Source organism: Amycolatopsis sp. EV170708-02-1, from assembly GCF_022479115.1.
Taxonomy (GTDB): domain Bacteria; phylum Actinomycetota; class Actinomycetes; order Mycobacteriales; family Pseudonocardiaceae; genus Amycolatopsis.
The window spans coordinates 9,276,342-9,301,132 of sequence record NZ_CP092497.1 but is presented as its reverse complement, the minus strand read 5'-3'; the positions used below and the strand labels follow the sequence as shown (position 1 = coordinate 9,301,132).

The 24,791-nt window shown below is 68.4% G+C and carries 23 protein-coding genes and 1 pseudogene; 15 read left to right on the top strand and 9 right to left on the bottom strand.

From position 1 onward, the window contains the following. Nucleotides 1–44: 44 nt before the first annotated feature. Entirely contained in the window at nt 45–866 is an 822-nt protein-coding gene (locus MJQ72_RS42725) for a transporter substrate-binding domain-containing protein (RefSeq protein ID WP_240601574.1), read from the bottom strand. 153 nt (nt 867–1,019) lie between these two features. Beyond that, a complete protein-coding gene (locus tag MJQ72_RS42720; RefSeq protein WP_240596505.1) occupies nt 1,020–1,295 on the bottom strand; it encodes a hypothetical protein in 276 nt (91 codons plus the stop codon). Nucleotides 1,296–1,502: 207 nt separating this feature from the next. On the opposite strand from MJQ72_RS42720, the gene MJQ72_RS42715 reads away from it, so the two are divergent. The 3 genes and pseudogenes from MJQ72_RS42715 (at nt 1,503) to MJQ72_RS42705 (ending at nt 4,961) form a co-directional block, all read left to right on the top strand. Further along, a complete protein-coding gene (locus MJQ72_RS42715; protein WP_240596504.1) occupies nt 1,503–3,164 on the top strand; it encodes a circularly permuted type 2 ATP-grasp protein in 1,662 nt (553 codons plus the stop codon). Nucleotides 3,165–3,175: 11 nt separating this feature from the next. Next, nucleotides 3,176–4,122, top strand: a pseudogene (locus tag MJQ72_RS42710) (alpha-E domain-containing protein). Next, nucleotides 4,119–4,961: a transglutaminase family protein gene (locus tag MJQ72_RS42705; RefSeq protein WP_240596503.1), complete on the top strand. Its 843-nt coding sequence runs from the start codon at nt 4,119–4,121 to the stop codon at nt 4,959–4,961. Before MJQ72_RS42710 ends, MJQ72_RS42705 begins: the two are co-directional and overlap by 4 nt. Here MJQ72_RS42705 and MJQ72_RS42700 read toward each other — a convergent pair. Beyond that, on the bottom strand, nt 4,958–5,962 hold the full coding sequence (locus MJQ72_RS42700; RefSeq protein WP_240596502.1) for an iron chelate uptake ABC transporter family permease subunit: 1,005 nt from the start codon (nt 5,960–5,962) through the stop codon (nt 4,958–4,960). The genes MJQ72_RS42705 and MJQ72_RS42700 overlap by 4 nt on opposite strands. Continuing rightward, nucleotides 5,959–6,924: an iron ABC transporter permease gene (locus MJQ72_RS42695; protein WP_240596501.1), complete on the bottom strand. Its 966-nt coding sequence runs from the start codon at nt 6,922–6,924 to the stop codon at nt 5,959–5,961. The genes MJQ72_RS42700 and MJQ72_RS42695 overlap by 4 nt, the downstream gene beginning before the upstream one ends. Before the next feature lie 132 nt (nt 6,925–7,056). Between MJQ72_RS42695 and MJQ72_RS42690 the strand changes: the two genes are divergently transcribed. Then, complete coding sequence (locus MJQ72_RS42690) at nt 7,057–8,055, top strand: ABC transporter substrate-binding protein (protein WP_240596500.1); 999 nt, start codon at nt 7,057–7,059, stop codon at nt 8,053–8,055. A gap of 54 nt (nt 8,056–8,109) precedes the next feature. Here MJQ72_RS42690 and MJQ72_RS42685 read toward each other — a convergent pair whose 3' ends face one another. Next, nucleotides 8,110–9,522 carry a M20/M25/M40 family metallo-hydrolase gene (locus MJQ72_RS42685; RefSeq protein WP_240596499.1) on the bottom strand — a complete coding sequence of 471 codons (1,413 nt, stop codon included), beginning with the start codon at nt 9,520–9,522 and terminating at the stop codon, nt 8,110–8,112. Nucleotides 9,523–9,895: 373 nt separating this feature from the next. Between MJQ72_RS42685 and pdhA the strand changes: the two genes are divergently transcribed. The 7 genes from pdhA to MJQ72_RS42650 all read left to right on the top strand — a co-directional run bounded on the left by pdhA (nt 9,896) and on the right by MJQ72_RS42650 (nt 17,169). Further along, nucleotides 9,896–11,101, top strand: a complete 1,206-nt coding sequence (pdhA, locus tag MJQ72_RS42680) for a pyruvate dehydrogenase (acetyl-transferring) E1 component subunit alpha (protein ID WP_240596498.1) — start codon at nt 9,896–9,898, stop codon at nt 11,099–11,101. Between the two features lies 1 nt (nt 11,102). Next, nucleotides 11,103–12,095, top strand: a complete 993-nt coding sequence (locus MJQ72_RS42675; RefSeq protein ID WP_240596497.1) for an alpha-ketoacid dehydrogenase subunit beta — start codon at nt 11,103–11,105, stop codon at nt 12,093–12,095. A 16-nt stretch (nt 12,096–12,111) separates the two neighbouring features. Continuing rightward, nucleotides 12,112–13,443 carry a dihydrolipoamide acetyltransferase family protein gene (locus MJQ72_RS42670; RefSeq protein ID WP_240596496.1) on the top strand — a complete coding sequence of 444 codons (1,332 nt, stop codon included), beginning with the start codon at nt 12,112–12,114 and terminating at the stop codon, nt 13,441–13,443. Nucleotides 13,444–13,591: 148 nt separating this feature from the next. Further along, entirely contained in the window at nt 13,592–14,170 is a 579-nt protein-coding gene (locus MJQ72_RS42665) for a TetR/AcrR family transcriptional regulator (protein ID WP_240601572.1), read from the top strand. Nucleotides 14,171–14,196: 26 nt separating this feature from the next. Next, the gene (locus MJQ72_RS42660; protein ID WP_315860927.1) at nt 14,197–16,140 is read left to right on the top strand and encodes an ABC transporter ATP-binding protein; all 1,944 of its coding nucleotides are present in this window, start codon (nt 14,197–14,199) and stop codon (nt 16,138–16,140) included. A gap of 2 nt (nt 16,141–16,142) precedes the next feature. After that, nucleotides 16,143–16,643, top strand: a complete 501-nt coding sequence (locus MJQ72_RS42655) for a DNA topology modulation protein FlaR (RefSeq protein ID WP_240596495.1) — start codon at nt 16,143–16,145, stop codon at nt 16,641–16,643. A 43-nt stretch (nt 16,644–16,686) separates the two neighbouring features. Beyond that, complete coding sequence (locus tag MJQ72_RS42650) at nt 16,687–17,169, top strand: FxsA family protein (RefSeq protein ID WP_240596494.1); 483 nt, start codon at nt 16,687–16,689, stop codon at nt 17,167–17,169. Nucleotides 17,170–17,238: 69 nt separating this feature from the next. Here MJQ72_RS42650 and MJQ72_RS42645 read toward each other — a convergent pair whose 3' ends face one another. Next, a complete protein-coding gene (locus tag MJQ72_RS42645; protein ID WP_240601570.1) occupies nt 17,239–17,829 on the bottom strand; it encodes an SCP2 sterol-binding domain-containing protein in 591 nt (196 codons plus the stop codon). Between the two features lie 86 nt (nt 17,830–17,915). Beyond that, nucleotides 17,916–18,551 carry an SCP2 sterol-binding domain-containing protein gene (locus tag MJQ72_RS42640; RefSeq protein ID WP_240596493.1) on the bottom strand — a complete coding sequence of 212 codons (636 nt, stop codon included), beginning with the start codon at nt 18,549–18,551 and terminating at the stop codon, nt 17,916–17,918. A 126-nt stretch (nt 18,552–18,677) separates the two neighbouring features. Here MJQ72_RS42640 and MJQ72_RS42635 point away from each other — a divergent pair, with 126 nt between their 5' ends. Continuing rightward, on the top strand, nt 18,678–19,343 hold the full coding sequence (locus MJQ72_RS42635; protein ID WP_007032385.1) for a TetR/AcrR family transcriptional regulator: 666 nt from the start codon (nt 18,678–18,680) through the stop codon (nt 19,341–19,343). Here the strand turns inward: MJQ72_RS42635 and MJQ72_RS42630 are convergent. Both MJQ72_RS42630 and MJQ72_RS42625 read right to left on the bottom strand, forming a co-directional pair. Further along, on the bottom strand, nt 19,326–20,171 hold the full coding sequence (locus tag MJQ72_RS42630) for a MaoC/PaaZ C-terminal domain-containing protein (RefSeq protein WP_240596492.1): 846 nt from the start codon (nt 20,169–20,171) through the stop codon (nt 19,326–19,328). The genes MJQ72_RS42635 and MJQ72_RS42630 overlap by 18 nt on opposite strands. A 2-nt stretch (nt 20,172–20,173) precedes the next feature. Continuing rightward, nucleotides 20,174–21,508, bottom strand: a complete 1,335-nt coding sequence (locus MJQ72_RS42625; RefSeq protein WP_240596491.1) for a 3-oxoacyl-ACP reductase — start codon at nt 21,506–21,508, stop codon at nt 20,174–20,176. Nucleotides 21,509–21,600: 92 nt separating this feature from the next. On the opposite strand from MJQ72_RS42625, the gene MJQ72_RS42620 reads away from it, so the two are divergent. The 3 genes from MJQ72_RS42620 to MJQ72_RS42610 all read left to right on the top strand — a co-directional run bounded on the left by MJQ72_RS42620 (nt 21,601) and on the right by MJQ72_RS42610 (nt 24,712). Further along, nucleotides 21,601–22,890 carry an acetyl-CoA C-acetyltransferase gene (locus tag MJQ72_RS42620; protein WP_125679467.1) on the top strand — a complete coding sequence of 430 codons (1,290 nt, stop codon included), beginning with the start codon at nt 21,601–21,603 and terminating at the stop codon, nt 22,888–22,890. Nucleotides 22,891–22,958: 68 nt separating this feature from the next. Beyond that, a complete protein-coding gene (locus MJQ72_RS42615) occupies nt 22,959–23,912 on the top strand; it encodes an ATP-binding cassette domain-containing protein (protein WP_240596490.1) in 954 nt (317 codons plus the stop codon). Further along, entirely contained in the window at nt 23,909–24,712 is an 804-nt protein-coding gene (locus MJQ72_RS42610; RefSeq protein ID WP_037334316.1) for an ABC transporter permease, read from the top strand. The genes MJQ72_RS42615 and MJQ72_RS42610 overlap by 4 nt, the downstream gene beginning before the upstream one ends. Nucleotides 24,713–24,791 lie beyond the last annotated feature (79 nt).

Here is a 24,791-nt window from a genome sequence, read left to right as displayed (position 1 = left end):
GGTAAGGGGCGGCCACCGTCGGTGGCCGCCCCTCAAGCGACTGATCAGGAAGTCGGTTTCTTGCCGAACCACTTCTCGTAGATGCGCTCATACGTGCCGTCGGCCTTGGCCTTCGTGAGCGCCTCGTTCACCTTGGCCAGCAGCGCGCCGTTGCCCTTCTTGACGGCGATGCCGTAGTTGTCGCCCGTGTCGAAGGTCGCGGTGACCTCCACGTCCGGGTTGGCCTTGAGGAAGTCCAGCAGCACGACGTCGTCGTTGATGCCGGCTTCGACCTGCCCGGTCTTCACGGCCGTCTGCTCCAGCGCGAGGTCCTCGAACTGCACGACCTCGTAGCCGAACTTCGCCTTGTTCTCATTGGCGTACGTTTCGCCCGTCGTGCCCTGCTGGACACCCAGCTTCTTGCCACGCAGCTTCTCCAGGCTGTCCAGCCCGGAACCCTTCTTCACCAGGAGGGCTTGCTTGGCGTTGAAGTACGGCGCGGAGAAGTCCATCACGGCCTGGCGTTCAGGAGTGATCGACATCGCGGCCGCCGCCACGTCGCACTTACCGATGTTCAGTGACTCACCGGACTTGATGCCTTCGAACGGCGTGTCGAAGATCTTCTGCTCCGAGGCGCCTACCAGCGGAAGGATCAGATCGACGAGCTCGACGTCGAAGCCGACGGTCTTGTCCCCTTGCGTGAACTGGAACGGCGCGTATGGGAGGTGCGTGCAAGTGGTCAACTTGCCGGCTTCCACCAGCGTGATCTGCCCTCCGGCCTCGGTGTTCGATCCGGTGTTGACCTTCTCCGCACAGCCTGCCGTGGTCACGGCCAAAGCCAGGACGGGAAGCACGGCGAGCGCTCTGCGTATGGTTCGACGCGCCACGGTGTCACTCCTAGTAACGGTTACCAATCGAGTTTTCGCATCCTGCCACTGATCGGCCGAGTAACGAAGCACCGTTCTGTCACAACCCGCGTGTGTCCCCGATCACGGCAAAGGGCGTGGCCGCCCGGTCGGGCGGCCACGCCCTCGACACGACTACCGCCAGAACCTGAACCAGTAGCCGTAGTAATTGCAGCCTCCCGGACAGGTGGCATCCGGGGGCGTATAGAAGATGTCGGAGACCTTGTAGCCGTGGCGGACAAAGTCATTTCGCAGAGTCACACAGGCCGGTCGGTCGTAGTCACAACCGCGTGAGCCATCCATTACCGCCACGTCGTCACCCGATGATTGGGCGACCGCGACGCTCGGAAAGACAATGGTCGCCGCGGCGGCTCCAGCCACGACGAACGCCTTGAGAAAATTCTTCAACATCCCCTCCGAATCGACAGGTATGACAGGTTCGACAACCGATCGGAGAGAACCATCCGATCGTTGATTCACTGACCACCGACGACATGTCGAATAGAACCAACCCCCTCCCCGAGGTCGGCGAAAATAATTAACGACACTAGCATCGTCCTGATCAACTCAACAAGCCTCCGAATCGCGTATCGCGCCGGCATGGCAGGGTGAGCGAGTATGGCGACCATGAACAACAACTCGGCGCCCCGGCTCCCACCTGCGGGTCGCCGCCCGCGGACGACGACGTCGGCGAGGCGCGCGGCGAAACCCGGGGCGCAGTTCGACGGGTATCTCTCGCCGTCCCGGCCGCACGCGGGCGCGTACGACGAGATGTTCACCGCCGACGGCACGGTCCGGCAGCCGTACCGGGCACTGTACGAATCGATCTCCGCGCTGACGTCGGGAGACCTCTCGTCCCGGTCGGCGGCGATCGACCGGGCCATGGTGGACCAGGGCATCACGTTCTCGCTGTCCGGCCAGGAACGCCCGTTCCCGCTGGACCTGGTGCCGCGCGTGATCACCACCGCCGAATGGGGCAAACTCGAACGTGGTGTGGCGCAACGGGTCCGTGCGCTCGAAGCCTTCCTCGCCGACGTGTACGGCGATCGGCAGATCCTGCGTGACGGCGTCCTCCCGCGACGGCTGATCACCTCGTGCGAGCACTTCCAGCGCGAGGCGTTCGGGATCAACCCGCCCAACGGCGTCCGCATCCATGTGTCCGGTGTGGACCTGGTGCGCGACGAGGAGGGCACCTTCCGGGTGCTGGAGGACAACCTCCGCAACCCGTCCGGCGTGTCGTACGTGATGGAGAACCGCCGCACGATGGCGCGCGTGTTCCCGGATCTGTTCGCCCAGCACCGGGTGCGCCCGGTCGGCGATTACGCCTCGCATCTGCTGCGCGCGCTGCGGGCGGCGGCCGCGGCGAACGTCGCCGACCCGATGGTCGTCGTGCTCACGCCCGGCGTGCACAACTCCGCGTACTTCGAGCATTCGCTGCTGGCCCGGCTGATGGGGGTCGAGCTGGTCGAGGGTCGCGACATGTTCTGCCGGGACAACGTCGTCTACCTGCGCACCACCGAGGGTGAGCGGCAGGTCGACGTCATCTACCGGCGGATCGACGACGAATTCCTCGATCCGGTGCACTACCGGCCGGATTCCGTGCTCGGCGTGGCCGGGATCCTGAACGCGGCGCGCGCGGGCAACGTGGTGATCGCGAACGCGGTCGGCAACGGCGTCGGTGACGACAAGCTCGTGTACACCTACGTGCCCGAGATGGTGAAGTACTACCTCAACGAGAAGCCGCTGCTGCCCAACGTGGACACCTTCCGGTGCTGGCTGCCGGACGAGTTCGACCACGTCATGCGGCATATGGACGAGCTGGTGGTCAAACCGGTCGAAGGTTCGGGCGGGTACGGCATCGTGTTCGGCCCGGAGGCGACGCAGGCGGAGCTGGCCGCTTTGAAACGGAAGGTCCGGGCGAACAAACGCGGCTGGATCGCGCAGCCGGTGGTCCAGCTGTCCACCGTTCCGTCCAAAGTGGACGACAGGCTGGCGCCGCGGCACGTCGACCTCCGGCCGTTCGCGGTCAACGACGGCAAGGAGATCTTCGTCCTGCCGGGCGGGCTGACCCGGGTCGCGCTCCCGGAGGGCAGCCTGGTCGTCAACTCGTCGCAGGGCGGCGGCTCCAAGGACACCTGGGTGCTGGCGCCGCGATCCTCGACGGCGGAACGGGAGCTGGAGCGGCCCGCGCTGGGCGCACTGTCCCAAGTGGACGGTCTGGTCGCCGAACAGGGACCCGAGCTGACCACGACCCAGCAACAACAGCAGCAACAGGCATAAGGGAGGTTGATGTGCTCGCCCGCAACGCGGAATCGCTGTACTGGATCGGCCGGTACGTCGAACGCGCCGATGACACCTCCCGGATCCTCAACGTCTCCGTGCATCAGCTGCTCGAAGACGCGAGCGTCGACCCGGACCACGCGAGCCGCCAGCTGCTCGCCGTCCTCGGCATCACCCCGAGGGCATGGACACCCTCGACGTGTGGAAGCTGACCGAACTGGTCGCCTACGCCAAGGACAATCCGGCGTCGATCGTCGGTTCGATCAACTCCGCCCGCGAGAACACGCGCGGCGCGCGCGAGGTCGTCTCGACCGAGCTGTGGGAATGCCTGAACGCGACGTGGAACGCGGTGCCCGACAGGCAGCGGTACGCGCGTCGCGCCGGGCCGCACGCGTTCCTCTCGTTCGTGGAGGAACGCGCGGCGATGTTCGCCGGGCTCGCCGATTCGACCATGAGCCGCGACGACGGCTGGCTGTTCATGGTGCTCGGCCGCTCGGTCGAACGCGCGGACATGGTGGTGCGGCTGCTGCTCTCGCGGGTCCAGGACAGCGCGTCGTCACCCGGCTGGATCACCGTGCTCCGTTCGGCGGGCGCGCAGGACACGTACCTGCGGACCTATCGCGGCGCGCTCGACGCCGGCCGGGTCGTGCAGTTCCTGTTGCGCGACACGCTCTTCCCGCGTTCGGTGTTCCACGCGCTGCGGCAGGCCGAGGAATGCCTGGAGCGGCTCGACCCCGGTGTCAACTCGCGTGCCAACGAGAAGTCCGAGGCGCTGCGGCAGCTCGGCCGAGCGCGCAGCGAGCTGGAGTTCCTGCGGCCGTCGGATCTGCTGGAGGACCTGCCGAAGCGGCTCGGCGCCCTGCAGACCTCGATCAAGGACATCGGCGACGCGGTTTCGGTGCAGTACTTCCATTCGTCACCTTGGGTGGCCTGGAGCGGTGCGGAGGTTTCGCTGTGACCTGGCAGCTTCGGGTGGCCCACCGGACCGGTTACCGGTACGCGACCCCGGCCACGCAGTCGTACAACGAGGCGCGCCTGACCCCGCGCTCCGACCGGCGGCAGACCACGGTCGTGAACCGGGTCGAGACGACGCCGGCGACCCGTGCGTACCGGTACACGGATTACTGGGGCACCGTCGTGACCTCGTTCGACCTTCACGCGCCGCACACGGAGTTCACCGTGCTCGCGACGTCGGTGGTCGAGACGGCCGACGAAGGCGAACCCGTCCGCTCGGCGACTTGGAAGGACCTGCGCGGCGACACCGTCGTCGACCACCGCACCGAGTACCTGACGCCGACGCCGTACACGCCCCGCGATCCGGAGCTCTCGAAGGTCGCGCGCGAACTGCGGAAGGGGCTCGAACCGGCGGAGGCCGTGCTCGCGGTCTGCGAATGGGTCAACCAGCAGCTGAAGTACCAGCCGGGGACGACCGGCGTGCACAGCACGGCGACCGACGCGTGGCGTGCGCGCGAAGGGGTCTGCCAGGACTTCGCGCATGTGACGCTGGTGATGCTGCGCGCGATCGGCGTCCCGGCGCGCTACGTCTCCGGGTATCTGCACACGAAACCGGAGGCGAAGCTCGGCGAGACGGTCGAAGGCGAAAGCCATGCCTGGGTCGACGTCTGGACCGGCGGCTGGTGGGCCTACGACCCGACGAACGCGATCCCGGTCGGGCCGCGGCACGTCTGGGTCGCGTACGGCCGCGACTACGCCGACGTGCCGCCGCTCAAGGGCATCTTCACCGGCGGTGGTCAGTCCACTTTGGACGTCTCGGTGCAGCTGACCCGGCTGACCTAGGCCCTGCGCCGGAGCAACAGCCAGAGCAGGTACGCGCCGCCGAGGGCCGCCGCCACGACACCCGCTGGCAGCAGCGAGGACTCCAGCAGCCGCTGGCCGAGGTAGTCCGCCGCGACCACCAGCGCCGCGCCGACGAAGGCCGAAGCCGCCAGGTTGGGCCCCGGCAGACGCGTCATCCGGCGCGCGAGCTGGGGCGCGGCGAGGGCGATGAACGGCAGCGGCCCGGTCGCGGCGGTGGCCGCGGCGACCAGCGCGACCGCGACCAGCACCAGGGTCAGCCGCACGCGGCGGACGTCGACGCCGATGCCGGTGGCGGTGTCGTCGCCCATCTCCAGCATGCGCAGCGCACGGCCGTTCACGAACACGATCGGGGCGAACACCGCCACCGCGACCGCCAGCGGAACGAAGTAGCTCCAGTCGCGCCCGGCGAGGTCGCCGACCAGCCAGCCGACGGCCTGCGAGGCGGCTTCGAGGTTCGCCTTCACCAGCAGATACGAGTTCACGCCGACCAGCACCGCGCTGACCGCGATCCCGAGCAGCACCAGCCGCGAACTCAGCAGTCCGTGCGGCGCGCACAGCGCCATCACGACCAGCGCGGTCAGCAGCCCACCGGCCAGCGCGCCGAGCGAGACGACGCCAGGGCCGGAACCGATGAGCAACAGGCCCACGATGCCGCCGGTCGCCGAACCGGTGGTGAAGCCGATGACGTCCGGGCTGCCGAGCGGATTGCGGGTGATCGTCTGGAACACCGCCCCCGCCAGCGCCAGCGCGGTACCGACGAGGATCGCGACCAGCGCCCGCGGAAGCCGCCCCATCACCACCAGGTACTGCGCCTTCGTCCCTTGGCCCGCCAGGGTCGCGAGCACTTCGCCGGGGCTCATCTCGTAGTCGCCCGTGCCGACCGAGAGCACGACGAGCGCAAGGACCACCAGGGCCAGCGCGGCGACGACGACCAGTGATCGTCTGTCCAAAACGGACTCACGACGGACGAGGGCGGTCATCGGCGCACCGCCTTCAGCCTGCGGGCCACGATGACGAACGCGATCCCGCCGACGACGTCGGTCATCACGCCGACCTGGATCTCCCCGGGCGAGCCGAGCAGGCGGCCGAGGACGTCGCAGCCGAGCAGCAGAACCGGCCCGAGCAGCGCCGAAATCAGCATCACCCAGCGCTCGTCCTGGCCGATCAGCGTCCGGACGACGTGCGGGATCATCAGGCCGACGAAGGCGATCGGCCCGCAGGCCGCGGTCGCCGACGCCGACAGCAGGCCGACGGCGACCATCCCGGCGACGCGGACGAGCGCCGGATTCGCGCCGAGACCGCGGGCCGTGTCCTCGCCCAGCGCCAGCGCGTTCAGCGCGCGGGCCAGCACGATCGCGATCACCACGCCCGCGGCGAAGAACGGCAGCAGCACGGACAGCTGGTCGGCGTTCCGGTTGACCAGCGAGCCGACCAGCCAGAACCGCATGGCCTGCAGGTTGTGCGTGTTGACCATCTGCATGCCCTGGTTGATCCCGACGAACACCGCCTGGATCGCGACGCCGGCCAGCACCAGCCGCAGCGGGCTCGTCGCGCCGCGGGTCCCGCCGATCACCGAGACCAGCGCGGTTCCCGCGAGCGCCCCGGCGAAGGCGAACCAGACGTACTCGCCGGGCGAAGTCACCGAAAACAGTGTCGAGCCGAGCACGATCGCGACCGCGGCGCCGTGGTTGATGCCGAGCAGGCCGGGCTCCGCGACCGGGTTGCGGGTGATCGCCTGCATGAGCGAGCCCGCCAGCGCGAGCGCCATCCCGACCAGGACGCCGAGGACCGTGCGGGGCAGGCGATCGTCGCGGACGACGACGTCGTTGTAGCCGCCGTCGTAGGCGAAGAGGGCATGCAGCACTTCGCCGAGCGAGAGGCGGTTCGAGCCGAAGCCGATCGACAGCAGGATGACCGCGACGAGCGCTGTCAAAGACCCCACGAGGACCAGCGTTCTCACGGAAACGCTGGTCCGGGGTGATCTGACGCGCTCCGTGACCTGGACCATGGCCTTCAGAGTAAGCGAAGGCTAGCCTAACCACGAAATCCGGTTCGACGGCGAAAGAAGATCTCCATGCACCTCTCCCGACGCGGCTTTCTCGCCGGCTCCGCGGCGCTCGGCGCCACCGGCCTCCTGACCGCCTGTGGCTACCAGGACGAGACGCCCACGCAGGGAGCGGGCGCGACCTGGTCGTTCACCGACGACCGCGGCCGCAAGCTCGAAGGCGAACGGCCGACGCGGATCGTCGCGCAGGTGACCGCGGCGGCGGCGCTGTGGGACCTCGGCGTGAAATCGATCGGGATCTTCGGCCCGTCGAAGTTCGCCGACGGCAAGCCGGACCCGCAAGCGGGCGGCGTCGACCTGAACGCGGTGACCTCGCTCGGGAACGTCTACAACGAGTTCAACTTCGACAAGTTCGTCTCGCTGAACCCGCAGCTGCTGGTCAGCGTGATGTACCTGAAGGACCAGATGTGGTACATCCCGGACACGCAGACGGAGAAGATCGACAAGGCCGCGCCGAGTGTCGGGGTCCGGCTGCAGGGGCTCGCGATGCCCGAGGGGATCGCGAAGTTCATCGCGCTCGCGAAGGCGCTCGGCGCCGACACCGAGACTCCGGCGATCCGTGCTGCGAAGGAGGAGTACGAGAAGGCCGACGCCGCCCTCGCCGAAGCGGCGAAGAAGGCCGCCGGGCTGAAGATCCTGCTGGTGTCCGCGCAGAAGGACGCCGTGTACGTCTCGAACGCGCCGAAGTTCGCGACCTCGAAGCACTACCAGAGCAAGGGGCTGGACTTCGTCACGCCGGAGGCGCCGGACGAGAGCCAGGGCGGTTACTACCAGCAGATCAGCTGGGAGAACATCGGCAAGTACCCGGCGGACGTGATCATGTACGACAGCCGCGGCGGTTCGCTCTCGCTCGGCCCGGACGGGCTCGGCGGCGTGCCGACCTGGACCCAGCTGCCCGCGGTGAAGGCCGGGAAGCTGATCCCGTGGAACAACGAGACGCCGTTCTCGTACCAGCGCTTCACGCCGCAGCTGACGGAACTCGCCGCGGCGCTGAACAAGTTCTCGTGAGTGGTAAGGACGGTTAGAACCGTCCTTACCACTCACGAGACCCGATGCTCTCCGTCAGCTCCGGGCGTGCGCGTCCAGGATGTGCGCGACCGCTTCGGTGACCCGCTGCGCGAAGTCGATGTTCAGCCACTCGTCCGGCACGTGGATGTTCGAGTCCGGCCCGCAGGCGCCGGTGACCACGAACTGCGCCTCCGGGTACTTCTCGCCGAGCAGCCCCATGAACGGGATCGATCCGCCCATGCCGAAGCTCTTGTGCGGCGCGCCGAAGACCTCGCCGCTCACGTGGTGCAGGGCGTCGTCGAGCCACGGCGCGGTGTCCGGCGCGTTCCAGCCGTTTTCGGCCTGGAAGTCGCCGAGTTCGACCGAAGCGTCGTACGGCACGTCGGTGGTGAGGACACGGCGGACCGCCTCCATCGCGGCCTTCGCGTCGGCGGTCGGCGGGAGGCGGAAGCTCAGGGTGAGCGTGGTGCTGGAGCGCAGCACGTTGCCCGCGTCGGCCGGGAGCGGGAAGCCCTCCGCGCCGATCACCGACAGCGTCGGCCGCCACGAGTTGTTGAGCAGCAGCTCCAGATCGTCGTCGGAGACCGTCCGGCCGACCACCGGGAAGAGCGTCTTCGCCGCGCCGGGCGCGATCTCGACGACGCCGCGGGCGTCCTCGACGCGGTTCTCCGGGATGTCGACGCTCAGCTCGGCGAGCTTGATCTCGCCGGTCTCGGCGTTCTCGATCCGGTCGATCAGGGCACGCAGGACACGGAACGAACTCGCCACGATGCCGCTGGCCATGCCGGAGTGCTGCGCGGACTCGAGCACCTTCACGGTGACGTTGACGTGCAGCATTCCGCGCAGGCTGGTGGTCAGCCACAGCCGCTTGTAGTCGGTGCCGCCCGCATCGAGGCAGACGACCAGGGAGACCGTGCCGAGCTTCTCCTTCAGGTGCTCGACGTAGGCGGGCAGATCCGGACTGCCGGATTCCTCACCGGTCTCCAGCAGCACGACCGCGCGCGAGTGCTCGCCACCGGCGGCGCGCACGGCCTCGATCGCCGTCGTCGCCGCGTAGCCGGAGTAGCCGTCGTCGACCGCGCCGCGGCCGTACAGCCGACCGTCGCGGATCACCGGCGTCCACGGGTCGAGCCCCTCGGACCAGCCACCGACCGGGGGCTGCTTGTCGAGGTGCCCGTACATCAGCACGGTGCCCTTTTCGGCGGCTTCGGACGTCGCCGGGATGTCGACGACCAGCAGCGGGCTGCGGCCTTCGAGCTCCACGACCTCGAGCGTCGCGCCGGGGATCTCCCGTGCGGCGATCCAGGAGCGGACGTGCTCGACGGCGGCGGCGAGATGGCCGGTCTTCGCCCACTCGGGGTCGAACGCCGGCGACAAGGCGGGGATCGCCACCAGGCCGGACAGGCTGGGAAGGACGTCGTTCGTCCAGTTCGAAACCACGGTTTCGCGTACGGATTTCTGCTCCACGTCCGCCATCCTGCCACGGGTGCCGGGGAGTGGGACGGATCACAGCGGCGGGCACGGATCGTCATCGATCAAGCCGGGCAGGACACCCGTCCGGACGAGTCGTCCGCTGGTCGGCCCGCGGGTGAATTCCCTACTTTCGGCGGCCCCACACTCGGGCTTCCTAGCATTTTCCCTGATCAGACACCCTTTCTCAGCAACAAATCAGCATCCGCCACTGACCAAAACGGCGTCCGGCATGCCAGGATGTGCGCACGAACCGTCAACGCCGACGGTGACCCAGCGCTTCAGATCCGACGCGCTGGTCCCCGCCGGCGCAGTCACTGTGGCCGCCACAAGTGGCCGCCAGAGGCGCCGACATCAAGGAGAGCAGCGCATGCCGTCCGAACACTGGACGCACCCGGAACCTGGAGATGGCCCGGCCGCCGTAGCGGCGCAGCCTTCCCCCGAACAGGTGATCGCCGGTTTGCGAGCAACGAGCGAAGGTGGCGCTGAGCTGACTCAGCTGCTCACCCCCGAAGGCGAACGAGTCGCCTCGCCGCAATTCGACCGCTACGTCGACGACATCGACGCCGAGGCCCTCAAGGGCCTGTACCGCGACATGGTCCTGGTCCGCCGCGCGGACCGCGAGGCCAACGCGATGCAGCGCCAGGGCCAGCTCGGCATCTGGGTGCCGCTGCTCGGGCAGGAGGCCGCGCAGATCGGCTCCGGCCGCGCGCTGCGGAAGGGGGACATGGCGTTCCCCAGCTACCGCGAGCACGGTGTCGCGTACACCCGCGGCGTCGACCTCAAAGAGGTGCTCGGCATCTTCCGCTGCACCGACCACAGCGGTTGGGACTACAAGGCCCACGGCTTCCACCCGTACACCATCGTGATCGGCAACCAGGTGCTCAACGCCGCCGGTTACGCGATGGGCCAGAAGTTCGAAGGCAAGGTCGGCGACGACGACAGCGAAGCGACCATCTGCTACTTCGGTGACGGAGCAACTTCGCAGGGCGACGTGCACGAAGGCTTCGTCTGGGCCGCCGTCTACGACGCGCCGCTCGTGTTCTTCTGCCAGAACAACCAGTGGGCGATCTCGGAGCCCACCGAACGCCAGTCGCGCCTGCCGCTGTACCAGCGCGCCCGCGGCTACGGCTTCCCCGGCATCCGCGTGGACGGCAACGACGTCCTCGCCTGCCTCGCGGTCTCCCGCTGGGCGCTGGAGGAGTGCCGCCATGGCAACGGCCCGGTGCTGATCGAGGCGTTCACCTACCGGATGGACGCGCACACCACCACCGACGACCCCACCCGCTACCGGCTCTCCGACGAGCTGGAGGAGTGGAAGCTGAAGGACCCGATCGAGCGCGTCCGGGCGTACCTCGCCCGCGGTGGCGGCGCCGACCAGGCGTTCTTCGACCAGGTGCAGGCCGATTCGGACGCGTTCGCGGCCGAGCTGCGCGACTACTGCTTCAACATGCCCGAACCGCCACCGGACCGGATCTTCTCCAACGTGTACGCGGAGTCCACGCCGCTGCTGGACGCGCAGCGTGAAGAGTTCCTGTCCTACTTGGACGGTTTCGTCGGGGCGGGTGAGCACTGAAATGACCGATCTCCAGAAACTCACCATCGGCAAGGCCCTCAACCTCGGGCTCCGTCGCGCCATGGAAGAGGACCCGAAGGTCCTGATCATGGGTGAGGACGTCGGCAAGCTCGGCGGCGTCTTCCGCATCACCGACGGCCTGCAGAAGGACTTCGGCGAGCAGCGCGTGCTGGACACGCCGCTCGCGGAGTCGGGCATTATCGGCACCGCGGTCGGCCTCGCCGTCCGCGGTTTCCGCCCGGTGTGCGAAATCCAGTTCGAAGGCTTCATCTTCCCCGGCTTCGACCAGATCTCCAGCCAGGTCGCCAAGCTGCACTACCGGACGCAGGGCAAGATCAAGATGCCCATCGTGATCCGGGTGCCGTTCGGTGGCGGCATCGGCGCGGTCGAGCACCACTCGGAGTCGCCGGAGTCGCTGTTCGCGCACATCCCCGGCCTCAAGGTCGTTTCGGTTTCGAACGCCGTCGACGCCTACTGGGGTATCCAGCAGGCGATCAAATCCGACGACCCGATCCTGTTCTTCGAGCCGAAGAAGCTGTACCACTCGGGCGCGATGAAGTCCGAGGTCGACACCGAGGCCACGCCGGACGAGCTGTTCAAGTCCCGCGTCGTCCGCGAAGGCACGACGGCCACGGTCGTCGCGTACGGCCCGTCGGTGAAGGTCGCGCTCGACGCGGCGGCCGCCGCCGAGGACGAGGGCAAGTCCCTGGAGGTCATCGACCTGCGGACGCTGTCCCCGCTCGACCTGGAGCCGGTGTTCGAGTCGGTGCGCAAGACCGGACGGCTCATCGCGCTGAGCGAGGCGCCGTCGGAATCGTCGCTGACCTCGGAGATCGCCGCGCGCGTGCAGCAGGAATGCTTCTACTCGCTGGAAGCCCCCGTGCTGCGGGTGACCGGATTCGACACGCCGTACCCGCCGGCCAAGCTCGAGGAGCACTACCTCCCCGACCTGGACCGCGTGCTGCACACCGTCGACCGTTCGCTCGCCTGGTAAGGGGGAAATCGCTGAAATGCCCGAGTACAAACAATTCCCCCTGGCCGACACGGCGGAGGGGCTGACCGAGGCCGACATCATCGCCTGGCAGGTCAAGCCGGGTGACACCGTGACGGTGAATCAGATCGTCGTCGAGGTCGAGACCGCGAAGGCCGCCGTCGAACTGCCCATCCCGTGGGCGGGCGTGATCACCGAACTGCTCGTCGAGCCGGGCCAGACGGTGGAGGTCGGCGCGCCGATCCTCACCATCGACGTCGATCCCGGCGGCAAGGCGGCCCCGGCCCCCACCACCGCGCCCGCGGCGGAGGAGCCGGCGGAAGAGGAGATGAAGCCGCTGGTCGGCTACGGCTCCAAGGCCGTCGTCACGCAGCGGCGGGCGCGCAAGGGCGCGGCTCCGGCCGCTCCCGCCGCGGCGCCGGTGGCTGTGGCGCCCGAGCCTGCTGTGGCTGCTGTGCCTTCAAAGCCGAAGGGTGGGTACGTGCCGCTGGCGAAGCCGCCGGTGCGCAAGCTCGCCAAGGACCTCGGCGTCGACCTGCACGCGCTCACCGGCACCGCCGAGGGCGGCGTCATCACCCGTGACGACGTGCAGGCGGCCGCCAACGGATCGGCCCCCGCCGCGTCCACTGTGGACAGTGGCTACGACCCCGCGACGCGGGAACGCCGGGTCCCGATCAAGGGCGTCCGCAAGGCCACCGCCGCCGCGATGGTGCAGAGCGCCTACACCGCCCCGCATGTCACCGAGTTCCTGACCATCGACGTCACGCCGATGATGGAATTCCGGGAGAAGCTGAAGAAGTCGCGCGAGTTCGCCGGGGTCAAGGTCACCCCGCTGACCTTCGCGGCGAAGGCCGTCTGCCTGGCGGCCAAGCGCACTCCGGACGTCAACGCGGTGTGGGACGAGGCGGCACAGGAGATCGTCTACAAGGACTACGTGCACCTCGGGATCGCCGCGGCCACCCCGCGCGGGCTCGTCGTGCCCAAGGTCCGCGACGCGGATTCGATGTCCCTCAAGGAACTCGCGATCGCGCTCACCGAGCTGACCGACGTCGCCCGCGAGGGCAAGACCACCCCGGCGGCCATGCTCGGCGGCACGATCACCATCACCAACGTGGGCGTCTTCGGCGTCGACACCGGTACGCCGATCATCAACCCCGGCGAGTCCGCGATCCTGTGCCTCGGCGCGATCAAGGACACTCCGTGGGTGGTCGACGGCGAGATCAAGGTGCGCAAGGTGCTCCAGCTTTCGCTGAGCTTCGACCACCGTGTGGTCGACGGGCAGCAGGGCTCGGAGTTCCTGGCCGACGTCGGCGCCTTGCTGGCCGACCCCGCGGTCGCGATCACCTACTGAGCCAAAGTCCGTGAGGGCCTCCTTCCCTACTCTCAAGGTAGGGAAGGAGGCCCTCACGGACTTCAGCCATATTCGGTTGACGGAGTGAGCGCTCACTCCGCACACTGGTGGCATGACAGAGACCACCGCCCGGCGGAGAGCGCCGGGGATGAGTGCCGACGAGCGGCGCCGGATGATCGTCCAGTCCGTGCTGCCCTTGCTGGTGGAGCACGGTGCCGGAGTCACGTCGAGCCAGATCGCGCGCGCCGCGGGTATCGGCGAGGGCACGGTCTTCCGCGTGTTCAAGGACAAGGACGAACTGTTCGCCACCTGCTTCGCCGAAGCGCTGAAGCCCGATCAGGTGTTGGACGCGATCGCGGTCATCGACCTCGACCAGCCCCTCGACGACAGGCTCATCGAGGCGGCCGACGCGCTCAGCGCGCACCTCCAGCGCATGGGCGCGCTCATGGCGGTCATGCACGGCTCCGGCAGGCGGCCGGAGCATCGCCACGGTGATCACAGCGACCGCCGAGACCGGCGCAAGGAGTCGATGAGCGCGATGCGCGACGCCATGGCCGAGCTGTTCGAACCGGAGAAGGACCGGCTCCGCCTGCCGCCGTCGCAGTCCGCGGCGCTCTTCCTGTCGCTGCTGTTCAGCGGCCGGATCCGGTTCAGCGAGACCGGTGACGAACCCACCACGATGGAGCTCGTCGACGTGTTCCTCAACGGCGCCTTGGCGGCCGCGTGATCGGCCCGCCCGGTGGGGGAGGCGGCATCGAGCTGTTCATGGCGCGCGGCGGCAGGCGCCGTCGCCCGCCGTCGACGGTGCCCGACAGCGGGCTGACCGGCCCGGTCGACATCCCGGAGCCCGAACCCGAAGCCGTCCCGAAAGACCTGAAGTCCCGGCTCAACCGAATGTGGGTCAACGTCGCGGGCACGGTCCGCGGCCTGCCGAAGGTCGCGAAGCTGACCTGGCAGGCAAGCCCGGTCCTGACCATCGTGATCACCCTGGTGACGCTGCTTTCCGGCCTCCTCCCAACGGCGACCGCGTACATCGCGAAGCTGCTGATCGACTCGGTCGTCGCGGCGATCCAGGGGCACGGGACGAAGAGCGCGATCGTCGGTGTCGCCCTCTTCCAGTTCGGCATCCTCGTGCTCACCGCGGTTTCGCAGGCGCTGACCACCTACGGCCAGTCCCTGCTGCAGGAACGGATGACGCTGACCATCCGCCACCAGGTGATGGACCACGCGAGCGCGCTTCATCTCTCGTACTTCGAGGGTTCCGCGTCCTACGACATGTTGCGCCAGGCCTCACAGGAGGCGCCGACCCGGCCGCTGTCGATGATGAACTCGGCGTTGGGCCTGATCCGGACGGTGATCACGTTCGGCAGCATGATCGCGCTGCTGGTCTCGATCAGCCCGCTGCTCGCGCTCGTCGCTCTCGTGGCGCCGATCCCCGCGTTCATCTCGCAGTCGAAGTACGGCGCCCGCGCGTTCTGGCTGACGGTGATGATGTCGCCGCTGAAACGGCGGATGGACTACCTGAACTCCTTGGTCACCACGGACACCTACGCCAAGGAGACCAAGCTCTTCGGGCTCGGCCCGTACTTCGTCGACCGGTTCCAGCGGCTCGGCCAGGTCTTCTACGACCGTCAGCGGACACTGACCCGCAAGCGCAGTGTCAGTTCGACATCCTGGGGCCTGCTCAGCACGGCCGCCGGTTCCGCGATCGCGTTGTACATCGCGCTGGAGGCCGTCGGCGGCAGGCTCACCCTCGGCGACCTCGCGCTGTACACGGCGGCCGCGGCGTCGGTGCAGACGTCCGTCCAGGGCCTGTTCACCGCGTTTTCCGGGATGTACGAGAACAATCTCTACCTCGACACGCTGTATCGCTTCCTCGGGACGAAACCGGAGATCGTCGCGCCGGCGGAGCCGCGGCCGCTTCCGTCCACTGTGGAGGGACACATCCGGTTCGAAGAAGTGTCCTTCACCTATCCAGGAGCGGCCGACCCCGCCCTCGACGGCGTGAGCTTCGAGATCCGGCCGGGTGAGACGGTCGCCGTCGTCGGCCGTAACGGAGCCGGGAAGTCGACGCTGTTCAAACTGCTGTGCCGGCTGTACGACCCGACGGGCGGACGGATCCTGCTCGACGGCGTCGACATCCGCGAATACGACCCGGTGGAACTGCGGCGGCGGATCAGCGCGATGTTCCAGGACTACGTGACCTACCAGGGCACCGCCGCCGAGAACATCGGGCTCGGCGACCTGACGCACCTCGTCGACCGCGAACGGATCGAGTCGTCCGCGAAACGCGCCGGTGCCGACGAGCGGATCGAGCGGCTGCCGAACGGGTACGACAGCCCGCTCGGGCGCTGGTTCGACCAGGGTGTCAGCCTGTCCGGCGGCGAATGGCAGAAGATCGCGCTGGCCAGGGCGTTCCTGCGGGAAGCGCCGATCCTGATCCTCGACGAACCGACCTCCGCGCTGGACGCCCAGGCCGAACACGACCTCTTCTCCCGGCTGCGGGAGCTTTCGGAGGGGCGCACGACGCTGTACATCTCGCACCGGTTCTCCACCGTGCGGCAGGCGGAGCGGATCTTGTTGCTGGAACACGGAAAGGTCGCCGAATACGGGACACACGACGAGCTGATGGCGGCAGAGGCGGGCTACGCCGAGCTGTTCACTCTGCAGGCTGCCGCGTACCTCGACGAGGCCTGACCATGCGGCGCGTCATGGTCGTCGGCTGCAGCGGCGCCGGGAAGTCGACGTTCTCGCGACGGCTCGGCGCCGCGCTCGGCCTGCCCGTCACCCATCTCGACCGACTCTATTGGCGGCCGGGCTGGACACCGGCGCCGGACGCCGAGTTCCACGCCGCGCAACAGGAGGTCATCGCGTCCGACGCCTGGGTGATCGACGGGAACTACGGGGCGTCGATGCATCTTCGCCTCCCGAGAGCGGACACGATCGTCTTCCTCGACTACCCGCGCCGCGTCTGCCTCCGGCGGGTGCTGACGCGCTGCCTGCGCGAATACGGTCGGGACAACCAGGCGCCCGGCTGCCCCGAAAGGCTGGATCTGGAGTTCTACTCCTACGTCTGGCGCTGGCCGAAGCACCACCGGGAGCGGACGGTGCGGCGGCTGGCGGAGCAGGGGGCGCACGCGCGGCGGATCGTGCTGACCGGGCCACGCGAGGCGGAGGAGTTCCTTCGCCGGATCGGCTGACCGGGGTTGGGAGCAAAACGGGCAAGCCGTACGTTGTCCAGGTATGGCTGTCGCGTTCCTGCTCTATGTCGTCGCCGAGATCGCCGCCGTGTGGGCGGTGGGCTCGGCCGTTGGCGTGCTCGGCACGATCGCGCTGCTCTTCGCCGGCGCGTTCGTCGGTTCCTGGCTCGCGCGCCGTGAAGGCGGCCGCGCCTTCCGGGCGTTCGCCGAGTCCGCGCGGCTCGGCCGCCCCGCCGACGCGGAGAAGGAACTCACCGACGGGATGCTGATCGGGCTCGGCGGCCTGCTGATCCTGCTGCCCGGTTTCGTCAGCGACGTCATCGGCCTGCTGTTCATCCTGCCGCCGACGCGGAGCGTCGCGCGCAAGGTGTGGCAGAAGCGGATGGCGCGCCGGGCGGTCAAGTTCGCGAACCGGGCCCGCGGGCCGGTGATGGTGGTGGACAGCGAGGTCGTCGTGGACACGCCGCCCGCCGAGGCCGCCAAGAAGCAGCCGCCGGTGATCGAGGGCCGCATCGTCGAGGGCTGAAAGCGTCCTTCACCGCATGCGACGCGGCGAAAGCGTCCTTCGCCGCGTCGCATGCGGTGAAGGACGCTTTCAGCCCACGCTCGGCTTCGGGATGTCGAAGTACCCGCTGAACCGCACGGCCGGCGCGTACTCGCCCTTCACCTTCACCTTGCCCGTCACGAACATCGCCGCCACCGCCGCGTTGCCGGTCGCCATCCGGATGAAGTCGTCGACGGAAAGGGTGATGGTGGTGTCGGGAGTACGCGCGAGATCCGTGCTCGAAACGCAGACGCCGTCTTCGATGACCGTTTGAAAACGATCGAAACCGTCTTCTCCGTCACCATCGGTGAAACGCCACGCGACGACGAAGTCCACATGCCGTGCGCGTTCGGGAACGAAATGATCCGACATTCTGCGGAAAATCTCGTCGAGGAACGCCGAACGCAGTTCCGGGTGATCGGCGATCGCCTTGAGCTGCTCGCGTGACGCCCGTTGAACGACGTCGACGAGCACCTCGGTCTCCAGTGAGCTCAGCTCGATACCCGCGCCGGTTTCGCCCAGCATGTGCAGGGTTTCCAGCACCTGCGTGAACTGCTCGGGGCTCAGTTTGGCGAGTTCGAGCTTCTCCGCGAACGCGTTGACGACGTGCTCGCCACCGGTGCGCGTCTTGTGCAGCCTCAACGGACGGGAAAGGCGTACCTTGTCCCGCCAGCGCCGGTTCGGGGAATTTCGGGGCACGGCACGGAAGTGTATCTGCTCGGCCGGGTTCAGGACGGTTTCGGAAGGTCGAAGAAACCGATGAGACCGGCCGCGAACGCCAGGTCACCTTTTACTTTGATCTTTCCGGTGACGAATAGCACAGCCGGCGTCGCCTGATGGGTGATGAGCCGGAAGAAATCGACGGGCGCGATCGTGATCGTCACCCTCGGCTTCTCCCTCATGTCCCGGTCGACCGTGCACTCGCCGTGCGAGATCACCGTCTCGTAGCGGTCGTATCCGCCGTCGCCGGTGCCGCCGGAGAGCCGCCAGTGCACGACGGCGTGCAGAGACTTCGCGCGGTCCTGCCGGATGTGGGCGCCCATGCGGTCGAAGATCTCGCGCAGCACCCGCTCGCGGAGCGACCGTTCGGCGACGACGCTCTCGAGTTGCGCGCGGGAGGCGCGGGCGACGAGGTTCGCGAACCGGACCGGATCGACCTTGCGAAGGTCGAACGCGGGCGCGGACTCGGCGAGCCGTCCCAGCGCGGTGAGCAGCCGCCGAACGTCGTCCTTGCCGAGGTCCTTCGGGTCGATGGCGCCCGCGACCTCGTTGACGTCGAGAGAGTGCGCTTCGGCCGAATCGGGCTCGATCCGTTCCAGCGCGTCGACCAGCGCGCGGCCGGTCAGCCCCACGATCTCGGTCATCTTCCCTCCAGTCCGCCTACCCAAGCGTAAGGCTACCCGCCAGTAGGTAAGCGGGCAAGCGTGCCGAAATCACCCTTGCCGGTGGTAGCCCGGTAGCGTCTTACGCGAACTAATGGGAGGTCCTGAGTGTCCGAGGAAGTGCCGCGTCCCGCCGAACGCGCCAAACGGCTGCCGAGAGCGGTGCGGGAACGCCAGATCCTGGACGCGGCGGTCTCGGTGTTCTCGCGCTACGGCTATCACTCCGCGTCGATGGACGAGATCTCCGAGGTCGCCGGCGTGTCCAAGCCGATGATCTACACCTACCTCGGGTCCAAGGAAGATCTCTTCGGCGCGTGCATCCGCCGCGAAGCCACTCGCCTGCTGGAGGCGGTGCAGGACGGGATCAAACCCGATCTGCCGCCCGACATGCAGCTTTGGCACGGCTTGCGCGCGTTCTACCGCTTCGTCGCCGACTATCGCGAGTCCTGGACGGTGCTGCACCGCCAGGCCATGACCGTCGGCGGCGCCTTCGCCGCGGAGATCACCGACATGCGCACCCGCGCGATCGAACTGGTCGCCGCGCTGGTCGTCTCCGCCGGCACCCGCAAGGGCCTCGGCGAGCAGGCCGAGTTCTCCGGCGCCGGGCTGTCCGCCGCGCTGGTCGGGGCGGCCGAGTCGCTGGCCGACTGGGCGCTCGACCACCCCGACGTCTCCGACGGCGTACTCGCCTCGTGGCTGATGAACCTGGTCTGGCTCGGGTTCAACGACCTGGTCGAGGGCGAGATCTGGAAGCCGTCAGAGAGCGACGACTGAGCCCTCCAGGTGCGGCTTCGGCTTGCGCGCGTTCCACAGCTCGAACGCCCAGCCGTCGCCTTCACTCCAGGTGGTGAAAGCGGCCTTGGCGGGCAGCAGGACCGGCTGCTTGAACTTGACGTCGACGGTGAACGCCTCCGGAAGCCTGCCTTCGAACGCCGCGAGCGCGTGCGCCTTCGTCCACATGCCGTGCGCGATCGCGGACGGGAACCCGAACGCCTTCGCGGTGATCGGGTGCAGGTGAATGGGGTTGCGGTCGCCGGAGACCTCGGCGTAGCGGCGGCCGATGTCGCCGGGCACGTGCCAGATCGCGGTGGGCGAAGGCTGCGAGAGCTGACCGCGTGAGGTCTTTTCGCCGCTGCCGCCGCCGCGGCGCAGGTACGTGCTGACGTCCGTCCACACAGGACTGTCGTTCACGAGCAGTTCGCTGATCACGTCGAACTGCCTGCCCTTGTCGTGCGGGCGCAGGTCCTCGGCGCGCACGCGCAGGGTGAACGACTCGTCGAGCCGCAGCTGCCGGTGCTGGGTGATCCGGTTGGCGACGTGCACCATGCCCAGCAACGGGAACGGGAAGTCGTCCTCGGTCATCAACGCCATCTGCAGCGGGAAGGCGAGGATATGCGGATACGTCGCCGGGAGCACGTCGTCCAGCCGGAATCCGCACACCTGGTTGTACGCGGCGAGGTGCGCCGGGTCGACGACGACGCCCTCGCGGACGAACTCGGTCGACGGCAGCGTGTTCCCGCCGCTCTTGCGCAGCGAGCCGAGCAACGCCTTGGGGTACAACGAAGACAGGCTCGGCGACTCGTGAAGTTCCTTGACCGCCATGTTCACGCCCCCAGCAGTGCCTGGCCGCAGACGCGGACCACGTTGCCGTTGACCGCAGCCGAAGCCGGGTTTGCGTACCAGGCGATCGTCTCGGCGACGTCGACCGGCAGCCCGCCCTGGCCGAGGCTGGACAGCCGCCGCCCGGCCTCGCGGATGAACAGCGGCACGGCGGCGGTCATCTTGGTCTCGATGAAGCCGGGCGCGACGGCGTTGATCGTGCCCCCGTACTCGGCGAGCTTCGGCGCGCCGACGTTCACCATGCCGATGACGCCCGCCTTGCTGGTGGCGTAGTTGGTCTGGCCGACGTTGCCCGCGATGCCGGCGATGGAGGAGACGCCGATGATGCGGCCGTTCTCGCGCAGCACCTTGTCGGACAGCAGTTTCTCGTTCACCGCGAGCTGCGAGGCGAGGTTGACCGCGATGACCGAGTCCCAGCCGCCTTCGGTCATGTTGCCGAGCGTCTTGTCGCGGGTGATGCCCGCGTTGTGCACGACGATGTCGACGCCGCCGTGGCGGGTGACGAGGTACTCGGCGAGCTTCTCGGGCGCGTCGGCGGCGGTGATGTCCAGCTGCAGCGCCGAGCCGCCGACCTTGTTGGCCACCTTCGACAGGTCCGCGCCCTGTGCGGGGATGTCGAGCGCGACGACGTGGGCGCCGTCGCGGCCCAGCACCTCGGCGATGGCGGCGCCGATCCCGCGGGAAGCGCCGGTGACCAGGGCGACCTTGCCGTCCAGCGGCTTCGTCCAGTCGGACGGCGCGGAGGCGGTCTTGGTCTCGGTGCCGACGCGGATGACCTGGGCGTCGACGAAGGCGGACTTCGACGACAGCAGGAATCGGAGCGTGGACTCAGTGGCCTCTTCGGCGCCTTCGGCCACGTACACGAGCTGAGCGGTCGCGCCGCGCTTCAGTTCCTTACCGACGGAACGGACGAAGCCTTCGAGCGCGCGCTGAGCGATCCGCTCGTTGCCTTCGGCCAGCTCCGGCGGCGTCCCGAGGACGACGACGCGGCCCGACGGCCCGACGCTCCGGATCACCGGGTGGAAGAAGTTGTAGACCTCGCGAAGCTGCTTCGGGTCCTTCACGCCTGTCGCGTCGAAGACGAGCGCGGCGTGCCTGTCCGTCGCGGTCGAGATGACCTCGATCCCCGCGCGGTGCAGCTGCGCCTCGATCACCTTTTCGAGGCGACCGCCCGGCGCGGCACCCAGAAGTGCGGGACCCTCGAGAGCGGGCTGGCCGGGCTTGTACCGGCGGAGCGTCGCGGGGTTCGGCAGGCCGAGCTTCGGCACCACGAATTTCCCCACCGGGCTCTTCGTGAACTGCTGGTACCTGTCAGCCATTACGTGCCTCCCGTGCAGTTTGCGTCACGTCGCATTCTAACCTACTCGCTAGTAGGTTACAGTGTGAGAGAGCCTACGGAGGAGTGGAAAAAATGGCCACGAAAAGGACGGCACCCGTGCGCAAGGTCGCGATCATCGGCGGCAACCGGATCCCCTTCGCCCGCTCGAACGGCCCGTACGCGAAAGCGTCGAACCAGGACATGTTCACGGCCGCCCTCGACGGCCTGGTCAGCCGCTTCTCCCTGCAGGACGAGGTGATCGGCGAGGTCGCCGCCGGTGCGGTGCTCAAGCACGCCCGCGACTTCAACCTCGCCCGCGAAAGCGTCCTCGGCAGCAGGCTGAACCCCGCCACCCCGGCCTCCGACGTGCAGATGGCCTGCGGCACCGGCCTCCAGGCGATCATCAACGTCGCCAACAAGATCGCCCTCGGCCAGATCGACTCGGCCATCGCGGGCGGCGTCGACACCACGTCCGACGCGCCGCTGGCGGTCAACGACGACCTGCGCCAGATCCTCGTGCAGCTCAACGCCGCGAAGACGCTGCCGGAGCGGCTGAAGCTCGCCGCGAAGCTGCGCCCCGGGCACATCGTCCCCGAGATCCCGCGCAACTCCGAGCCGCGCACCGGCCTGTCCATGGGCGAGCACGCCGCGCTGACCGCGAAGGTCTGGGAGATCACGCGCGAGGCGCAGGACGAGCTCGCCGCCACCAGCCACCAGCGGCTCGGCGCCGCGTACGACAAGGGCTTCTTCGACGACCTGGTCACGCCATACCTGAAGCTGGCGCGCGACCAGAACCTGCGGCCGGATTCAAGCGTCGAGAAGCTCGCGAAGCTGAAGCCCGCCTTCGGTGGCCCTGACGGCACGATGACCGCGGGCAACTCGACGCCGCTGTCCGACGGCGCGTCGACGGTCCTGCTCGCGACCGAGCAGTGGGCGAAGGCACGCAAGCTGCCGGTGCTGGCGTACCTCACGTTCTCGCAGACCGCGGCCGTCGATTACGTCCACGGCGACGAAGGCCTCCTGATGGCGCCCGCGTACGCCGTCCCGCAGATGCTCACGCGCGCCGGGCTCACCCTGCAGGACTTCGACTTCTACGAGATCCACGAGGCCTTCGCGTCGCAGGTGCTCGCCACCCTCAAGGCGTGGGAGGACCCGCAGTTCGCGAAGTCGAAGCTGGGTCTCGACGAACCGCTCGGTTCCATCGATCGGGCGAAGCTGAACGTCAACGGCTCGTCGCTGGCGGCCGGGCACCCGTTCGCCGCGACCGGCGGCCGTATCGTCGCCACCCTCGCGAAACTGTTGAACGAGAAGGGATCCGGCCGCGGACTCATCTCGATCTGCGCCGCGGGCGGCCAGGGCGTCACCGCGATTCTCGAAAAGTAGCGTTCGCCCGCAGCGGATCGGGGAAAAACCCGGGTGTCTTTGTCGGTGCCCGGGTCTAGCGTGTGCGCATGTTCGCAGTTCAGGCGAAAGCGCTGGTCAAAACCTACGGGTCCACCCGGGCGCTCGACGGGGTCGACCTGTCGATCCCGACGGGCAAGGTGCTGGGCCTCCTGGGGCCGAACGGTGCCGGGAAGACGACGACGGTCCGCATCCTGACCACGCTGCTCCGCCCCGATTCGGGCGAGGCGGAGGTGGCCGGGCACGACGTGCTGGCCCACCCCGACGCCGTCCGGCGGGCGATCGGGTTGTCCGGCCAGTACGCCGCCGTGGACGAGAACCTCACCGGCTTCGAGAACCTGTACATGGTCGGCAGGCTGTACGGGAGCAAGAAGGCCGCGGCGAAATCGCGGGCGCGTGAGCTGCTCGCCCGGTTCCGGCTGGAGGACGCGGCGGATCGCCCCGCCAAGACGTACTCCGGCGGTATGCGGCGGCGGCTCGACCTCGCGGGCGCGCTGGTCGCCGAGCCGACCGTGGTGATCCTCGACGAACCGACCACCGGGCTCGACCCGCGCGGCCGGATCGACACCTGGGAGGTCATCAAGGAACTCGTCGCCGACGGCACCACCGTGCTGCTGACCACGCAGTACCTGGAGGAGGCCGATCAGCTCGCCGACTCGATCGTCGTGATCGACAAGGGGAAGGTCATCGCGCGCGGCACCGCCGACGAGCTCAAGCAGGAGATCGGCGGCGAGCGGCTGGAGCTCGTCGTGGCGAACGCGAGCGATCTCGCCATGACCACCCAGGTGCTGACCGAGGTCGGCTCGGGCACCCCGTCGGTCGACGAGCACACCCGCAAGGTCGACGTCCTGGTCGAGGGCGGGCCGAAGGCGCTGATCGAGGCACTGCGGCGGCTGGACGGCCACGGCGTCGCCGTCCAGGACGTCGCGCTGCACCGGCCGACGCTCGACGACGTCTTCCTTTCGCTGACAGGGCACGCCACGGACGAGGGGGAGAAAAAGTGAGCGCGGTCGCGAAGGCCTTTTCCGACGGTGGCGTGATCACCTGGCGGAACCTGAAGAACGTCCAGCGCAACCCGGACTGGCTGATGGCGGCGACGCTGCAACCGATCATGTTCGTGCTGCTCTTCGCGTATGTCTTCGGAGACGCGATCGGTGGCGAGGCGGGCGGGCTCGCGTACCGCGAGTTCCTGATCGCCGGCATCTTCGCGCAGACGGTCGCGTTCAACTCGGCGTTCACCGTGATCGGCTTCGCGAACGACCTGCAGAAGGGCATCATCGACAGGTTCCGTTCGCTGCCGATCTCGCGGCTCGCGGTGATCTTCGGCCGCACGACGTCCGACCTGGTGATCAGCGTGGTCGCGCTGGTCGTCATGTCGCTGTGCGGGCTGCTGGTCGGCTGGCGGATCCGCGGCAGCTTCCTCGACGCCGTACTCGGCTATCTGGTGATGCTGATGTTCGCCTGGGCGCTGTCCTGGGTCGGCGCGTGGATCGGGCTCGTCGCGCGCAGCGTCGAGGTGGCGCAGAGCGCCGGGCTGATGTGGATGTTCCCGTTGAGCTTCATCTCGACGGCGTTCGTCCCGGCGGACAAGCTGCCGGGCGTGCTGAAGGCCATCGCCGACTGGAACCCGTTCACCGCGGTGATCAACTCGGCCCGTGACCTCTTCGGGAACCGCTTCGGCGCGCCCCCGACGGGCTGGCCGGCCGAGCACGCGTCGCTGTACGCGATCCTGTGCTGCATCGCCATCATCGCGATCTTCGCCCCGCTGGCGACGGCCCAGTACAAGAAGGTCGCGAGCCGCTGACGTCGCGTGCTTCTCGCTCGTCTCATGCGTGATACCGCTGCGTGTCGTCCGTCGGATCACGCGTGCCGCCCCGCCAAGC

Excerpts from the sequence above, each read along its gene's own strand:
- MJQ72_RS42675 (WP_240596497.1), top strand. The coding sequence starts at position 11,103 with ATGACCGATCTCCAGAAACTCACCATCGGCAAGGCCCTCAACCTCGGG.
- MJQ72_RS42690 (WP_240596500.1), top strand. The coding sequence starts at position 7,057 with ATGCACCTCTCCCGACGCGGCTTTCTCGCCGGCTCCGCGGCGCTCGGC.
- MJQ72_RS42665 (WP_240601572.1), top strand. The coding sequence starts at position 13,592 with ATGAGTGCCGACGAGCGGCGCCGGATGATCGTCCAGTCCGTGCTGCCC.
- pdhA (WP_240596498.1), top strand. The coding sequence starts at position 9,896 with ATGCCGTCCGAACACTGGACGCACCCGGAACCTGGAGATGGCCCGGCC.
- MJQ72_RS42640 (WP_240596493.1), bottom strand. The coding sequence starts at position 18,551 with ATGACCGAGATCGTGGGGCTGACCGGCCGCGCGCTGGTCGACGCGCTG.
- MJQ72_RS42700 (WP_240596502.1), bottom strand. The coding sequence starts at position 5,962 with ATGACCGCCCTCGTCCGTCGTGAGTCCGTTTTGGACAGACGATCACTG.
- MJQ72_RS42670 (WP_240596496.1), top strand. The coding sequence starts at position 12,112 with ATGCCCGAGTACAAACAATTCCCCCTGGCCGACACGGCGGAGGGGCTG.
- MJQ72_RS42650 (WP_240596494.1), top strand. The coding sequence starts at position 16,687 with ATGGCTGTCGCGTTCCTGCTCTATGTCGTCGCCGAGATCGCCGCCGTG.
- MJQ72_RS42715 (WP_240596504.1), top strand. The coding sequence starts at position 1,503 with ATGGCGACCATGAACAACAACTCGGCGCCCCGGCTCCCACCTGCGGGT.
- MJQ72_RS42720 (WP_240596505.1), bottom strand. The coding sequence starts at position 1,295 with ATGTTGAAGAATTTTCTCAAGGCGTTCGTCGTGGCTGGAGCCGCCGCG.
- MJQ72_RS42615 (WP_240596490.1), top strand. The coding sequence starts at position 22,959 with ATGTTCGCAGTTCAGGCGAAAGCGCTGGTCAAAACCTACGGGTCCACC.
- MJQ72_RS42630 (WP_240596492.1), bottom strand. The coding sequence starts at position 20,171 with ATGGCGGTCAAGGAACTTCACGAGTCGCCGAGCCTGTCTTCGTTGTAC.
- MJQ72_RS42625 (WP_240596491.1), bottom strand. The coding sequence starts at position 21,508 with ATGGCTGACAGGTACCAGCAGTTCACGAAGAGCCCGGTGGGGAAATTC.
- MJQ72_RS42620 (WP_125679467.1), top strand. The coding sequence starts at position 21,601 with ATGGCCACGAAAAGGACGGCACCCGTGCGCAAGGTCGCGATCATCGGC.
- MJQ72_RS42655 (WP_240596495.1), top strand. The coding sequence starts at position 16,143 with ATGCGGCGCGTCATGGTCGTCGGCTGCAGCGGCGCCGGGAAGTCGACG.